This is a genomic window from Streptococcus sp. 27098_8_76 (assembly GCF_041432315.1).
Lineage (GTDB): Bacteria > Bacillota > Bacilli > Lactobacillales > Streptococcaceae > Streptococcus.
In genome coordinates this window covers 69,764-84,889 of the sequence record NZ_JAPVZI010000004.1, presented here as the reverse complement: position 1 = coordinate 84,889, position 15,126 = coordinate 69,764, and the positions used below count along the sequence as shown (strand labels likewise).

The following is a 15,126-nucleotide window of genomic DNA, read 5'->3' as shown; positions in this document are numbered from 1 at the left end:
GAGAGGGTGGGCGCTTCCCACTTTCTTCATTTCCAGAATAAGAATAGAAGGGATTTATGAAACACCTATTATCTTACTTCAAACCCTATATCAAGGAATCGATTTTAGCTCCCTTATTCAAGCTGTTAGAAGCTGTGTTTGAGCTCTTGGTTCCCATGGTGATTGCTGGGATTGTTGACCAATCCTTGCCTCAGAGAAATCAAGGGCACCTTTGGATGCAAATTGGCCTGCTCCTTATCTTTGCAGTGATTGGCGTTTTAGTGGCCTTGGTAGCCCAGTTTTACTCAGCCAAGGCAGCGGTTGGGTTTGCCAAAGAACTGACAAACGACCTTTATCGTCATATTCTTTCCTTACCCAAGGATAGCAGAGATTGTTTGACAACTTCTAGTTTAGTCACTCGCTTGACTTCGGACACTTACCAGATTCAGACTGGTATCAATCAATTCCTGCGTCTCTTTTTGCGAGCGCCCATTATCGTTTTTGGTGCCATTTTTATGGCTTATCGAATCTCAGCTGAGCTGACTTTCTGGTTCTTGGTCATGGTTGCCATTTTGACAATCGTCATTGTAGGATTATCTCGATTGGTCAATCCTCTCTACAGTGTTCTCAGAAAGAAAACGGATCAACTGGTTCAGGAAACGCGCCAGCAATTGCAAGGGATGCGGGTTATTCGTGCTTTTGGACAAGAAAAACGAGAGTTACATATTTTTCAAACTCTTAACCAAGTCTATGCTAGATTACAAGAAAAGACAGGTTTCTGGTCTAGTTTATTAACCCCTCTGACTTATCTGATTGTCAATGGAACTCTTCTCGTTATTATCTGGCAGGGATATGTTTCTATTCAAGGAGGCTTGCTCAGTCAAGGTGCTCTCATTGCCCTCATCAACTATCTCCTACAGATTTTGGTGGAATTGGTCAAGTTAGCCATGCTGATCAATTCCCTCAACCAGTCCTATATCTCAGCCAAGCGAATTGAGGAAGTCTTTGCTGAGGCTCCAGAAGATATTCACTTAGAGCTAGAACAAAAGCAAGCTACCAGTGATCAGGTTTTACAAGTTCAAGAACTGACCTTTACTTATCCTGATGCGGGCCAGCCTTCTCTGAGAGACATTTCCTTTGATATGAAGCAAGGGCAAATCCTTGGTATCATTGGGGGAACGGGTTCTGGTAAATCAAGTTTGGTGCAAGTCATTCTTGGACTTTATCCAGCAGACAAGGGGAGCATTGACCTTTATCGAAATGGACGTAGTCCTCTTAATTTGGAGCAGTGGCGGTCTTGGATTGCCTATGTACCTCAAAAAGTCGAACTCTTTAACGGAACTATTCGTTCCAACTTAACTTTGGGTTTACATCAAGAACTAACTGATCAAGAACTCTGGCAGGCCTTGGAGATTGCGCAAGCTAAGGATTTTGTCAGTGAAAAGGAAGGACTCTTGGATGCCCTAGTTGAGGCAGGAGGGCGAAATTTCTCAGGTGGACAAAAACAAAGGCTGTCTATCGCACGAGCAGTCTTGCGGCAGGCTCCATTTCTCATCCTAGATGATGCAACCTCGGCCCTCGACACCATTACCGAGTCCAAGCTCTTGAAAGCTATCCGAGAAAATTTGCCAGACACGAGCTTAATCTTGATTTCTCAACGAACCTCAACACTTCGGATGGCAGACCAGATTCTCCTCTTGGAAAAAGGGGAGCTTCTAGCTATCGGCAAGCATGAGGACTTGATGAAATCCAGTCAAGTCTATCGCGAAATCAATGCCTCCCAGCATGGAAAGGAGGACTAGCATGAGACGACAAACTGCAAATCAAACACTCACACGTTTGGCCAAAGATTTAGCAAGTCATCCCTTCCTCCTTTTCCTAGCCTTCCTAGGAACTATTGCCCAGGTTGGCTTATCAATTTATCTTCCCATCTTGATTGGGCAGGTCATCGACCAAGTCCTAGTGACTGACTCTTCACCAGTTTTTTGGCAGATTTTTCTCCAAATGATCTTGGTAGTCATAGGAAATACCCTTGTGCAGTGGGCCAATCCTCTTCTTTATAATCGTTTAATTTTCTCTTATACCAGAGACTTGCGAGAGCGAATCATCCATAAACTCCATCGTTTACCGATTGCTTTTGTTGATCAGCAAGGAAGTGGAGAGATGGTCAGTCGTGTGACCACAGACATCGAACAGTTGGCAGCTGGCTTGACCATGATTTTTAACCAATTTTTCATTGGTGTCTTGATGATTTTGGTTAGTATTCTTGCCATGCTCCAAATTCATCTCCTGATGACGCTATTAGTTCTGCTCTTAACACCTCTGTCTATGGTCATTTCACGCTTCATCGCTAAGAGATCCTATCATCTCTTCCAAAAGCAAACAGAGACGAGGGGAATTCAGACTCAGTTGATTGAAGAATCGATTAGTCAGCAGACTATTATCCAGTCCTTTAATGCTCAAACAGAGTTTATCCAAAGGCTGCGTGAGGCTAATGACAACTACGCAGGCTATTCTCAGTCAGCCATCTTTTATTCTTCAACGGTCAATCCTTCGACTCGCTTTGTAAATGCGCTTATTTATGCCCTTCTAGCTGGAGTGGGAGCTTATCGTATCATGATGGGGTCAACCTTGACAATTGGGCATTTAGTAACCTTTTTGAACTATGTTCAGCAATACACCAAGCCCTTTAACGATATTTCTTCAGTGCTAGCTGAGTTGCAAAGTGCTCTGGCTTGTGCAGAGCGCGTCTATGCTGTCTTAGAGAGTCCTGAGGTGGCTGAAACAGGCAAGGAAGTCTTGATCAGTGACCAAGTTAAGGGAGCTATTTCCTTTAAACATGTCTCTTTTGGCTACAATCCTGAAAAGATTTTGATTAAGGATTTATCTATTGATATTCCAGCTGGTAGTAAGGTAGCCATCGTTGGTCCGACAGGTGCTGGAAAATCAACCCTTATCAACCTTCTCATGCGTTTTTATCCCATTAGCTCGGGAGATATCTTGCTGGATGGGAAATCCATTTATGATTACAGTCGTGCCTCTTTACGCCAGCAGTTTGGCATGGTGCTCCAAGAAACCTGGCTCAAGCAAGGAACCATTCATGACAATATTGCCTTTGGCAATCCTGAAGCCAGTCGAGAGCAAGTAATTGCTGCTGCCAAAGCAGCCAATGCAGACTTTTTCATCCAACAGTTGCCGCAGGGATATGATACCAAGTTAGAAAATGCTGGAGAATCTCTCTCTGTCGGTCAGGCCCAGCTCTTGACTATAGCGCGAGTCTTTTTGGCTATTCCAAAGATTCTTATCTTAGACGAAGCAACTTCATCCATCGATACGCGGACAGAAGTACTGGTTCAGGATGCTTTTGCCAAACTCATGAAGGGGCGCACAAGTTTTATCATCGCCCACCGCTTGTCTACCATTCAGGACGCGGATTTGATTCTTGTCTTGGTGGATGGCGACATTGTTGAGTATGGGAACCATCAGGATCTCATGACTAGAAAGGGTAAGTATTACCAAATGCAAAAAGCTGCAGCTTTTAGCTCTGAATAATCCTTTCTCTTTTGAAATTTTATGGACGAAAAAAGTTGCCTTCAGGTGACTTTTTTGTTACAATAGCTAGAAAAATTATTCACTGTAATACTCAATGAAAATCAAAGAGCAAACTAGGAAGCTAGCCGTAGGTTGCTCAAAACACTGTTTTGAGGTTGTAGATAAGACTGACGAAGTCAGTAACCATATATCTACGGCAAGGTGAAGCTGACGTGGTTTGAATTTGAGTATAACTTGTCTTTTAGAAAAGGAGCCTAGAATGAAAGTCTATCAGCATGTAAATATCGTGACTTGTGATCAAGATTTCCATGTTTATCTGAATGGAATCTTAGGAGTTAAGGATTCTCAAATCGTCTATGTCGGTCAAGAGAATTCAGAGATTTTAGAGCAAGCTGAGCAGATTATAGACTATAAGGGGGCCTGGATCATGCCTGGTTTGGTCAATTCTCACACCCATTCTGCTATGACAGGATTGAGAGGAATCCGAGATGATAGCAATCTCCATGAATGGCTCAATGATTATATCTGGCCTGCAGAAGCAGGATTTACTCCCGACATGACTACAAGAGCGGTTAAAGACGCTATGATAGAGATGCTCCAGTCGGGAACAACAACCTTCAACGATATGTATAATCCCAATGGTGTGGATATTGAACGGATTTATCAAGAAGTAAAAGTTTCCAAGATGCGTTGTTATTTCTCACCGACTCTTTTTTCTTCAGAGGCAGAGACAACTGCTGAAACTATAAGCAGAACTCGAGCAATCATCGAGGAAATCTTAGGATATAAAAATCCAAATTTCAAGGTTATGGTAGCTCCGCATTCTCCTTACAGTTGTAGTAGAGATTTGCTGGAAGAAAGTTTAGACATGGCAAAAGAGCTGGACATTCCCATCCATATCCATGTGGCGGAGACCAAGGAGGAATCAGGAATTATCCTGAAACGCTACGGCAAACGCCCCTTAGCCTTTCTAGAAGAATTGGGTTACTTAGATCATCCGTCTGTCTTTGCTCACGGGGTCGAATTAAACGAGCGAGAAATTGAACGCTTAGCAACTTCTCACGTGGCTATTGCCCACAATCCTATCAGTAATCTCAAACTGGCATCAGGGATTGCTCCCTTCATCCAACTGCAAAAAGCAGGAGTGGCTGTGGGAATTGCGACAGATTCAGTTGCTTCCAACAACAATCTTGATATGTTTGAGGAAGGACGGACTGCAGCCCTTCTTCAGAAGATGAAAAGTGGAGATGCTAGCCAATTTCCTATCGAAACAGCTCTCAAGGCACTGACAATCGAAGGTGCTAAGGTTCTTGGAATGGAAAATCAGATAGGAAGTTTGGAAGTCGGCAAGCAGGCAGATTTTCTCGTTATTCAACCACAAGGGAAAATTCATCTCCAACCCCAAGAGAATATGCTCTCTCACCTAGTCTATGCTGTCAAGTCCAGTGATGTAGATGATGTCTTTATTGCTGGAGAACAGGTTGTTAAGCAAGGTCAAGTCCTGACAGTAGAACTTTAAAAGAAAAATCACGAAAAAATTTAAAAAAAGTTTGCAAAAATCTTGCATTCTTTTTTTGACTATGCTATACTTATATACGGTTTGAAAAAACTGCCTAAGACAGTAGGGGAGCTTGACTCATAAGTATCCTACCGAGGACAAAACGTATCATGTAAAAAGAAGCGTATTGTACTTTCGTGTCTAGGTTTGGGCGCGTTTTTCTTTTTGAAAAATTTCCCCAAGCAAAATAATAACGGAGGTGAACACACTAATGAGTGAAGCAATTATTGCTAAAAAAGCGGAACTAGTTGACGTAGTAGCTGAAAAAATGAAAGCTGCTGCATCTATCGTCGTTGTTGACGCTCGTGGTTTGACAGTTGAGCAAGATACAGTTCTTCGTCGTGAGCTTCGTGGAAGCGAAGTTGAGTACAAAGTCATTAAAAACTCAATCTTGCGTCGTGCAGCTGAAAAAGCTGGTCTTGAAGAACTTGCATCTGTATTTGTTGGACCATCTGCAGTAGCATTTTCTAACGAAGATGTTATCGCACCAGCGAAAATCTTGAACGACTTTTCTAAAAACGCTGAAGCACTTGAAATCAAAGGTGGTGCAATCGAAGGCGCTGTCGCATCTAAAGAAGAGATTCTTGCTCTTGCAACTCTTCCAAACCGCGAAGGACTTCTTTCTATGCTCCTTTCTGTACTTCAAGCGCCAGTGCGCAACGTTGCTCTTGCAGTCAAAGCGGTTGCAGACAACAAAGAAGACGCAGCTTAATCTTAAGCTACGCAGCGTAGCCTAGCTACGAAAATCTATTATAAATTTAAAACATATTTGGAGGAAATAACAATGGCATTGAACATTGAAAACATTATTGCTGAAATTAAAGAAGCTTCAATCCTTGAATTGAACGACCTTGTAAAAGCTATCGAAGAAGAATTTGGTGTAACTGCAGCTGCTCCTGTAGCTGTTGCTGCAGCTGGTGCTGCTGACGCTGGTGCTGCTAAAGATTCATTCGACGTTGAACTGACATCTGCAGGCGACAAAAAAGTTGGCGTTATCAAAGTTGTACGTGAAATCACAGGTCTTGGACTTAAAGAAGCTAAAGAACTTGTTGACGGTGCACCAGCACTTGTTAAAGAAGGCGTTGCAACTGCAGAAGCTGAAGAAATCAAAGCTAAATTGGAAGAAGCTGGAGCTTCAGTTACTCTTAAATAATAGAGCAACTACATTAGTAGCTTAAAAACATGATTAAACCGCTATTCTTAGGAGTAGCGGTTTTTCTTTTTGTTTAAGAAGGGGCAAAAAAGGGGAAAGGAATCTTTAAAAGTGAGGAGAGTTAGATTGAAAGAATCATATTGGTAAATCGAAATGATGGATATTTGTATCATGTCATAAATCGTTATCAAACGATAATATTGATTTTCTTACAAATTAAGAGTATAATTTATGAAAATGAGTGTTCACTCAATTTGTGAAATTAAGGAGTAAAGAAAATGGTTGTTGAAGCAATAGAGTACAGTCGTTTCGGTAATGAAGAGGTCTTGGATTTGATGAAGATTGATTCTACAGCCTTGGATGTAAATCAGGTGAGAGTAGAAGTTCATGCTGTTGGTTTAAATCCTATTGATTATAAAACTTTTGAGGGAGCGAAACCCCTTCGATTTCTATCTTTTATAACGAAGTTAAGGAAACCAAGTCGTTGGTTTGAATCTAAATCATCTTTATTTCCAAGAGGTGTGGGGAGAGATTTTTCTGGAGTTATTACAGAAGTTGGAAATGAAGTAACTAGGTTTTCAGTAGGAGATAAGGTATTTGGAACAATGATTAGCGATCCTGGTTTGGGAACTAAGAGGGGAGCTTTAGCAACAGAAATTTGTGTCAATGAATCAGAAATTGTATTGAATCCAGAGATGATCGACATGACTCACGCAGCTACTATGGGAGTAGCTGCTCTAACTGTGGGTGGGGCTTTTAGAAGAATCGGTTTAAATTCAAGAGATACTGTTGTTATTTCAGCTGCAGCAGGAGGTATTGGAAGTATTGCAGTACAGTATGCAGTTGCTAAGGGGGCGACAGTGATTGGAATAGCAAGTAAGAAAAATGCAGAGTATCTGAAGTCTTTAGGTGCCATACCAGTAAGTTACGAAGAGAATATCAAGAAGGCTCTTCTATCAGCTAGTCCAACGCCTATTACAAAATTTTTGGATTGTTATGGATCTGATTATGTTAGATTGGCTTTTAGTTTAGGCTTGAAAGGGACAGCTATTGGGACATTAGTACCTTCGCCCTATGTTATGATAAAAGGTGCTCAGTTTACTGGTCCGAGACATTCCACATATGATGATTTTAGCACTTTAGCTGAAATGGTCTCAGACGGGAAGGTTCAGCTGAAAATTGATCAAGTGTATGACTTTTCTCTAAAGTCAGTTAGAGAAGCCTATGGTAGTCTGAAAATGGGACACAGTCGAGGCAAAAAAGTCGTAAAAGTAAGAGAGTAGAAGAGAGGTGCTAGCGATGGAAAGTTTAGAACAAAAGTATGCTCAGACGTTAGAAGTTAGCAACTTGAGCTTGAAACAACGTCGAGTATTATTATCAGGCTTAAAATTATTCTCAGAAATTGGATTTGAGAATACAACGTCCAGCCTTATTGCCGAACGCGCTGGAGTGTCAGAAGGAACTGTTTTTAGTTACTTTAAAACAAAGGAAGGTATTTTAGAAGCCATTTTATCTACTTTTCTAGAACAGGTTATTCCAGAAGTAATTGCGGATTTCTCAGAAAAAAAATTCACAGTAGATCAAGAAACTTTTCCCTTCTTTTTAAAAAGTATTATTCGAGATAGGCTCTTTTTCATTCAGGAGAACCAAATGCATGTTAAAATTCTCTTGGGGCGTTCTTTTATTGATAAAAATCTTTCTATCAAGTTAGGAAATATTATTGTTCAATCTATAATAGAACCAATTAGCCCTGTTTTAAATCAATTTAAAGAAAAAGGACTTATTCTAAATTGGTCAAATGAAAGAATTGTTCGATACATTTTAGCATTGAGTTTTTCTTATCTTATTCCCATGATGTTGAATGATGAAGGAACTATAAACATAGATGAAGCAGTTGAGGAGATTGTTGAATGTTTGTCATCTGCCCTAATGAAAGTAAAATAAATTCTGATGTTAAAACTCACTGTTAATGGTGAGTTTTTTTGAAGCCAACATAAAAATCCCCAATCGAAGCGATTGAGGATTAAGCAAATGAATCTTAAACAATACCTTGTGCAATCATAGCGTTTGCTACATTTTCAAAGGCAGCAATGTTAGCTCCTGCAAGGTAGTCTTTATCAAGACCGTATGTTTCTGAAGTCGTTTTAGCTGTGTTGAAGATGTTTGTCATGATGTCTTTGAGACGGCCATCAACTTCTTCACGAGTCCATGAAAGGCGAAGACTGTTTTGGCTCATTTCAAGTGCTGAAACGGCTACACCACCAGCGTTGGCAGCTTTGGCAGGTCCGTAGAAGATACCATTTTCTTTGTAAACTTTGATGGCATCAAGGTCGCTTGGCATGTTGGCACCTTCAGATACACAGATAACGCCTTGAGCAACCAAACGTTTAGCTGCTTCACCGTTGATTTCGTTTTGAGTCGCACATGGAAGAGCGATGTCATAGTTTCCAGCATAAGTCCATACTGAACCTTCATGATAAGTAGCAGTTGCTTTCTCAGCTGCATACTCAGTCAAACGAGCGCGACGTTTTTCTTTAACATCAGCCAATAGATCGAAGTCGATACCATTTTCATCGATGACATAACCATTCGAATCAGATACAGAGATAACAGTTGCACCGAGTTCAGTCGCTTTTTGAAGAGCGTATTGAGCAACGTTACCAGAACCTGAAATAACGACTTTCTTACCAGCAAAGCTGTTACCGTTAGCTTTGAGCATTTCTTCAGTATAGTAAACCAAACCGTAACCAGTTGCTTCTGGACGGATCAAGCTACCACCAAATCCAAGAGGCTTACCAGTCAAGACACCAGCATCAAATTGGTTAAGGCGTTTGTACTGTCCGTAAAGGTAACCAATCTCACGTCCACCAACACCGATATCACCAGCAGGTACGTCAAGTGATGGTCCGATGTGTTTTTGCAATTCAGTCATGAAACTTTGGCAGAAGCGCATCACTTCAGCATCTGTTTTACCTTTAGGATCGAAGTCTGATCCACCTTTACCTCCACCGATAGGAAGTCCAGTCAAGACGTTTTTAAAGATTTGTTCAAATCCGAGGAATTTCAAAATCCCTTGGTTAACAGTTGGGTGGAAACGAAGTCCACCTTTGTATGGTCCAACAGCTGAGTTGAATTGAACACGGTAACCACGGTTTACTTGAATGTTTCCATCACGGTCAACCCAAGGAACACGGAAAGAAATCACGCGCTCTGGCTCAGTAATACGTGCCAAGATATTTTCTTCGATATACTCAGGATGTTTTTCAAATACAGGTTCCAAAGTGTTGAAAAATTCTTCAACAGCTTGGAGGAACTCAGCCTCGTGCCCGTTACGAGCTTTTACAGTTTCAAACACGCTTTGGATATATTCTTTAGCAGATGTCATATTGTTCTCCTTAAATTCTAATTTAATTATGTGTGTCATTATAGCAGAATTTTTTTTAACTGTAAAGAGAAAAACAAAAATTTTCTAAAAATTCTATCAATTCGGTTCAGATTTTTCTTTAATTCATAAAATACGAACTTTTTTCTTTGAAATATCTTTCTCAAAGAGAAAATATGAAAATATGGTATAATATTAGCAATAAAAGGAATCTGGAGGATTAGAATCATGGTATCAACGAAAACACAAATTGCTGGTTTTGAGTTTGACAATTGTTTGATGAATGCAGCAGGTGTGGCTTGTATGACGATAGCAGAGTTAGAAGGAGTTAAAAACTCAGCGGCAGGAACCTTTGTCACTAAGACAGCGACCTTGGACTTCCGTCAGGGGAATCCTGAGCCACGCTATCAAGATGTTCCACTTGGATCTATCAACTCTATGGGCTTGCCAAATAATGGTTTAGAATATTATTTGGACTATCTTTTGGATTTACAGGAAAAAGAGCCAAACCGAACTTTCTTCTTATCTCTAGTTGGAATGTCTCCAGAGGAAACCCATACTCTCTTGAAAAAAGTCCAAGAGAGTGATTTTCGTGGTCTGACTGAGCTAAACCTCTCCTGTCCAAATGTTCCAGGTAAACCTCAGATTGCCTATGATTTTGAGACAACAGACCGTATCTTGTCAGAGGTATTTGCCTATTTTACCAAACCTCTTGGAATTAAGCTCCCACCATATTTTGATATTGTTCACTTTGACCAAGCGGCAGCTATTTTTAACAAGTATCCGCTCAAGTTTGTCAACTGTGTTAACTCTATCGGGAACGGACTTTATATAGAAGATGAGTCTGTCGTTATCCGTCCTAAAAATGGTTTTGGTGGAATTGGTGGAGAATACATTAAACCGACTGCTCTAGCCAATGTTCACGCCTTTTATCAACGCTTAAATCCTCAAATCCAAATCATCGGAACAGGTGGCGTTTTGACTGGTCGTGATGCCTTTGAACATATCCTCTGTGGAGCAAGTATGGTGCAGGTGGGAACCACCCTTCACAAAGAAGGCGTCGGTTCTTTTGAACGTATTACCAATGAACTAAAAGCAATCATGGCGGAAAAAGGGTACGAGAGCTTAGAAGATTTCCGTGGGAAATTACGCTATATCGATTAAATGAACTAAAAAGTCAGAAGAAAGGAGAGAAGATGTTAGCCATTGAAGAAAGTCAGAAGTTGACTTTATCAAATTTACCTAGTCTGAGCCTTTTTACAGGGACAGATCAGGGTCAGTTTGAAGTGATGAAGAGTCAAGTGTTGAAACAGATTGGCTATGATTCTGCCGACCTCAACTTTGCCTACTTTGATATGAAAGAAGTGGTCTACAAAGATGTGGAACTGGAGTTAGTCAGCCTTCCTTTCTTTGCGGATGAAAAAATCGTGATATTGGATCATTTTGTCGATATCACGACTGCTAAAAAGCGCTTTTTGACAGATGATGAGCTCAAGTCATTTGAGGAATATCTTGACAATCCTTCACCAACAACCAAGTTGTTAATCTTTGCAGAAGGAAAGCTGGATAGTAAAAGACGGTTGGTTAAATTACTGAAGCGTGATGCCAAGGTCTTTGATGCAGTAGAAGCCAAAGAACAAGAATTGCGCCAGTATTTCCAAAAGTGGAGCCAGCAACAAGGTCTGCAGTTTGCTAATCATTCTTTTGAAAATCTTCTCGTCAAGTCGGGTTTTCAATTTAGCGAAATTCAGAAAAATCTCCTCTTTTTACAGTCCTATAAGGAAGACTCTGTTATCGAGGAAGAGGATATTGTTAACGCAATTCCCAAGACCTTGCAGGACAATATCTTTGACTTAACTCAGTTTATTCTGACTAAAAAGATGGACCAGGCGCGAGATTTGGTTAGAGACTTGACCTTGCAAGGTGAAGATGAAATCAAGTTGATTGCAGTCATGCTAGGACAATTTCGGACTTTTACTCAGGTGAAAATTTTGGCGGAGTCTGGGCAAACAGAATCGCAGATTGCAAGTAGTTTAGGTAGTTTTCTCGGACGCAATCCTAATCCCTATCAAATCAAGTTTGCGTTGAGGGATTCACGAGGACTTTCCTTGAGCTTTTTGAAGCAAGCTATTTCTTATTTGATTGAGACAGACTATCAGATTAAGACAGGTCTCTATGAAAAGAGTTTCCTTTTTGAAAAGGCACTCCTACAGATTGCTAGTCAGGTAAATTGATATTTTTTTTGAAACTACAACCCACGTCAAGATTATCTTGTCGTGGGTTTCTTAGTGATTTGCTTATTTTATACTCAATGAAAATCAAAGAGTAAACTAGTAAACTAGGAAACTAGGAAACTAGCCGCAGGTTGCTCAAAGCACTGCTTTGAGGTTGTAAATAAGACTGACAAAGTCAGCTCAAAACACTGTTTTGAGGTTGTGGATAGAACTGACGAAGTCAGTAACCATACCTACGGCAAGGCGACGTTGACTCGGTTTGAAGAGATTTTCGAAGAGTATTATTAGAAAGTATTTCAGTGAATTCTTCATCTATAAGCAAAAAACTTGAAAAAAGTGAATGTTTGCGTTATCATTTTCATATAGAAAGAAAAAGAGGTATTACAGATGGCTATTATCTTACCAGATCTTCCATATGCATACGACGCTTTGGAACCATACATCGATTCGGAAACAATGCACTTGCACCATGACAAACACCATCAAACTTATGTCAACAATGCTAATGCAGCTCTTGAAAAACACCCTGAAATCGGTGAAGACCTTGAAGCTTTGCTTGCTGATGTAGAATCAATCCCAGCTGATATCCGTCAGGCGCTTATCAACAATGGTGGTGGACACTTGAACCACGCTCTTTTCTGGGAATTGATGACTCCTGAAAAAACAGCTCCATCAGCAGAACTGGCAGCAGCAATCGATGCAACATTTGGTTCATTTGAAGAGTTCCAAGCAGCTTTCACTGCAGCAGCAACAACTCGTTTCGGTTCTGGATGGGCATGGTTGGTTGTCAACAAAGAAGGTAAACTTGAAGTGACTTCAACAGCAAACCAAGACACACCAATCTCAGAAGGTAAAAAACCAATCTTGGGCTTGGACGTTTGGGAACATGCTTACTACGTGAAATACCGCAACGTGCGTCCTGACTACATCAAAGCTTTCTTCTCAGTAATCAACTGGAACAAAGTAGATGAATTGTACGCAGCTGCTAAATAATGATAGTTGGAGGGAAGAATTGTTCTTCTCTTTTTTAGGTTATATGATTCTGGTCTGACAAAATCGTCAGACTTTTTTCATTTTTATGAGAAACGTGCTAACTGCTAGAAATTATGGTAGAATAAAGTATTAAGTAATCGTGGAAAAAGGATATCTATGCGAAAAGAAATTGCACCTGAATTATACAACTATAACAAGTTTCCTGGTCCTGAGTTTCATTTACACGGGGACAAGGTTGAAACGGAAGGGATAGCTTTTTCCTTGGTGGAAAATATCAAGGATGCCTTTGATGTGACGGCTTTTAATCAGCGTTTTTCAGAAGTCTTAACCAAGTTTGATTATATCGTGGGAGACTGGAGCAACGAACAGCTTCGCCTACGAGGTTTTTATAAGGATGATCGAACAGAAGAAAAACTTGAAAAAATCAGTCGTTTACAAGACTACCTTTTAGAGTATTGTAGTTATGGTTGTGCCTATTTTGTCTTAGAAAATGAAGCCCCTAAGCGAGCATCATTTGACAAGAAAATGCGTAAGAAGGAAGAAGAAACACCTTCTAGAAAAGGAAAGAAGTCTACTCAAACAAAACGAAAACCGAATGCAGATAAGAAAAATAGACGTCGTCAGAAGGACCAGCATTCTCAGAAAGAGGACAAGGAGCAACGTCATTTTGTCATTCGTCAGAAGTGAGTAGAGAATAAGGAGAAGAAATGAAACCGTCAATTTATAGTTTAACACGTCAAACCATGCAGGAATGGGTTTTGGAGCAGGGAGAAAAGAAATTCCGTGCAGATCAAATCTGGGAATGGCTTTACCGTAAACGTGTCCAGTCATTTGAAGAGATGACCAACCTTTCCAAGGATTTGATTGCTAAGCTCAATGACCAGTTTGTGGTCAATCCCTTGAAACAGCGTATCGTGCAAGAGTCTGCTGATGGGACAGTTAAATATCTTTTTGAATTGCCAGATGGAATGCTGATTGAGACAGTACTTATGCGTCAACACTATGGTTTGTCTGTCTGTGTGACTACTCAGGTCGGATGTAATATCGGTTGTACCTTCTGTGCCTCTGGTTTGATTAAGAAACAACGTGACCTCAATAACGGTGAAATCGTAGCGCAAATCATGCTGGTTCAGAAATACTTTGATGAGCGTGGTCAGGATGAACGCGTCAGCCATATCGTTGTCATGGGTATCGGTGAGCCCTTTGATAACTACAACAATGTCTTGAATTTCGTTCGTACTATCAATGATGATAAAGGAATGGCCATCGGTGCTCGTCACATTACGGTTTCAACCTCAGGTTTGGCCCATAAAATTCGTGATTTTGCTAATGAAGGGGTTCAGGTCAATCTTGCCGTTTCTCTTCACGCACCTAACAATGAATTGCGCTCAAGCATCATGAAAATTAACCGTGCCTTTCCGATTGAAAAACTCTTTGCTGCTATTGAGTACTATATCGAAACAACCAATCGTCGTGTAACCTTTGAATATATCATGCTCAATGAAGTCAATGATGGTGTAGAACAAGCCTTGGAATTGGCTGAATTGCTCAAGAACATCAAGAAATTGTCTTATGTAAACTTGATTCCTTACAACCCAGTTAGTGAGCATGACCAGTATAGCCGTAGTCCCAAAGAGCGAGTCCTGGCCTTTTATGATACGCTTAAGAAAAAAGGTGTTAACTGTGTGGTTCGTCAAGAGCATGGAACAGATATTGATGCAGCTTGTGGACAATTGCGTTCCAATACAATGAAACGTGATCGCCAGAAAGCAGTCGCAGCAGTCAATCCTTAATGATGAAGAAAACTTATAATCATGTTTTGGTCTGGGGAGTCATTTTCTATAGCATTTGTATCGTCTATTTTTGCTTTACTCCTCAAGAACAATCTCCCGTGGGGGTGGAAACTCCAGGTATTCAGCATCTTGGACGCCTGGTTTTTCTGTTGACTCCGTTCAATTCTCTCTGGAAACTGGGTGAGGTGAGTGACATAGGACAATTATGTTGGATTTTTCTACAAAATATCCTCAATGTATTCTTGCTTTTTCCTCTTGTTTTCCAACTCCTTTATCTCCTTCCAAATTTGCGGAAAACAACAAAGGTGCTATTTGTTAGTTTTCTAGTGAGTCTTGGAATCGAGTGTACGCAGTTAGTCTTGGACTTTTTCTTTGATTTTAATCGTGTCTTTGAGATTGATGATTTATGGACCAATACCTTGGGTGGCTATCTAGCTTGGCTCCTCTATAAACGATTACATAAAAACAAGATAAGGAATTAA

The 15,126-nt window shown here is 40.5% G+C and carries 14 protein-coding genes and 1 other annotated feature; of the genes, 13 read left to right on the top strand and 1 reads right to left on the bottom strand.

The window, feature by feature from the left end:
* Positions 1 to 56 precede the first annotated feature (56 nt).
* The 7 genes from O3636_RS03815 to O3636_RS03785 all read left to right on the top strand — a co-directional run bounded on the left by O3636_RS03815 (position 57) and on the right by O3636_RS03785 (position 8,186).
* The gene (locus O3636_RS03815; protein WP_301351076.1) at positions 57 to 1,781 is read left to right on the top strand and encodes an ABC transporter ATP-binding protein; all 1,725 of its coding nucleotides are present in this window, start codon (positions 57 to 59) and stop codon (positions 1,779 to 1,781) included.
* A 1-nt stretch (position 1,782) separates the two neighbouring features.
* Positions 1,783 to 3,531 (top strand): ABC transporter ATP-binding protein, encoded by a 1,749-nt coding sequence (locus tag O3636_RS03810; protein WP_301351075.1) that lies wholly within the window; start codon positions 1,783 to 1,785, stop codon positions 3,529 to 3,531.
* 259 nt (positions 3,532 to 3,790) lie between these two features.
* Positions 3,791 to 5,050, top strand: coding sequence for a TRZ/ATZ family protein (locus O3636_RS03805; RefSeq protein WP_371641800.1), 1,260 nt, complete (start codon positions 3,791 to 3,793; stop codon positions 5,048 to 5,050).
* 75 nt (positions 5,051 to 5,125) lie between these two features.
* Positions 5,126 to 5,261: a sequence feature (ribosomal protein L10 leader region), on the top strand.
* Between the two features lie 39 nt (positions 5,262 to 5,300).
* Positions 5,301 to 5,801 (top strand): 50S ribosomal protein L10, encoded by a 501-nt coding sequence (rplJ, locus tag O3636_RS03800; protein WP_004259693.1) that lies wholly within the window; start codon positions 5,301 to 5,303, stop codon positions 5,799 to 5,801.
* Between the two features lie 72 nt (positions 5,802 to 5,873).
* Positions 5,874 to 6,242 (top strand): 50S ribosomal protein L7/L12, encoded by a 369-nt coding sequence (gene rplL, locus O3636_RS03795; RefSeq protein ID WP_001196965.1) that lies wholly within the window; start codon positions 5,874 to 5,876, stop codon positions 6,240 to 6,242.
* Positions 6,243 to 6,520: 278 nt separating this feature from the next.
* Positions 6,521 to 7,525: an NADP-dependent oxidoreductase gene (locus tag O3636_RS03790; protein WP_371641798.1), complete on the top strand. Its 1,005-nt coding sequence runs from the start codon at positions 6,521 to 6,523 to the stop codon at positions 7,523 to 7,525.
* 16 nt (positions 7,526 to 7,541) lie between these two features.
* Entirely contained in the window at positions 7,542 to 8,186 is a 645-nt protein-coding gene (locus O3636_RS03785; RefSeq protein ID WP_371641796.1) for a TetR/AcrR family transcriptional regulator, read from the top strand.
* Positions 8,187 to 8,280: 94 nt separating this feature from the next.
* On the opposite strand, the gene gdhA is transcribed toward O3636_RS03785, so the two are convergent.
* Entirely contained in the window at positions 8,281 to 9,627 is a 1,347-nt protein-coding gene (gene gdhA / locus O3636_RS03780) for an NADP-specific glutamate dehydrogenase (protein WP_371641794.1), read from the bottom strand.
* 225 nt (positions 9,628 to 9,852) lie between these two features.
* On the opposite strand from gdhA, the gene O3636_RS03775 reads away from it, so the two are divergent.
* From O3636_RS03775 to O3636_RS03750, 6 genes are all read left to right on the top strand, one after another.
* Positions 9,853 to 10,788 carry a dihydroorotate oxidase gene (locus tag O3636_RS03775; RefSeq protein WP_371641792.1) on the top strand — a complete coding sequence of 312 codons (936 nt, stop codon included), beginning with the start codon at positions 9,853 to 9,855 and terminating at the stop codon, positions 10,786 to 10,788.
* Between the two features lie 32 nt (positions 10,789 to 10,820).
* Positions 10,821 to 11,858, top strand: a complete 1,038-nt coding sequence (gene holA / locus O3636_RS03770; protein ID WP_371641790.1) for a DNA polymerase III subunit delta — start codon at positions 10,821 to 10,823, stop codon at positions 11,856 to 11,858.
* Between the two features lie 387 nt (positions 11,859 to 12,245).
* Positions 12,246 to 12,851 (top strand): superoxide dismutase SodA, encoded by a 606-nt coding sequence (sodA, locus tag O3636_RS03765; protein WP_371641788.1) that lies wholly within the window; start codon positions 12,246 to 12,248, stop codon positions 12,849 to 12,851.
* Positions 12,852 to 13,007: 156 nt separating this feature from the next.
* Positions 13,008 to 13,538 (top strand): YutD family protein, encoded by a 531-nt coding sequence (locus O3636_RS03760; protein ID WP_371641786.1) that lies wholly within the window; start codon positions 13,008 to 13,010, stop codon positions 13,536 to 13,538.
* Positions 13,539 to 13,558: 20 nt separating this feature from the next.
* A complete protein-coding gene (rlmN, locus tag O3636_RS03755; RefSeq protein ID WP_000804760.1) occupies positions 13,559 to 14,644 on the top strand; it encodes a 23S rRNA (adenine(2503)-C(2))-methyltransferase RlmN in 1,086 nt (361 codons plus the stop codon).
* On the top strand, positions 14,644 to 15,126 hold the full coding sequence (locus tag O3636_RS03750) for a VanZ family protein (RefSeq protein ID WP_371641784.1): 483 nt from the start codon (positions 14,644 to 14,646) through the stop codon (positions 15,124 to 15,126). The genes rlmN and O3636_RS03750 overlap by 1 nt, the downstream gene beginning before the upstream one ends.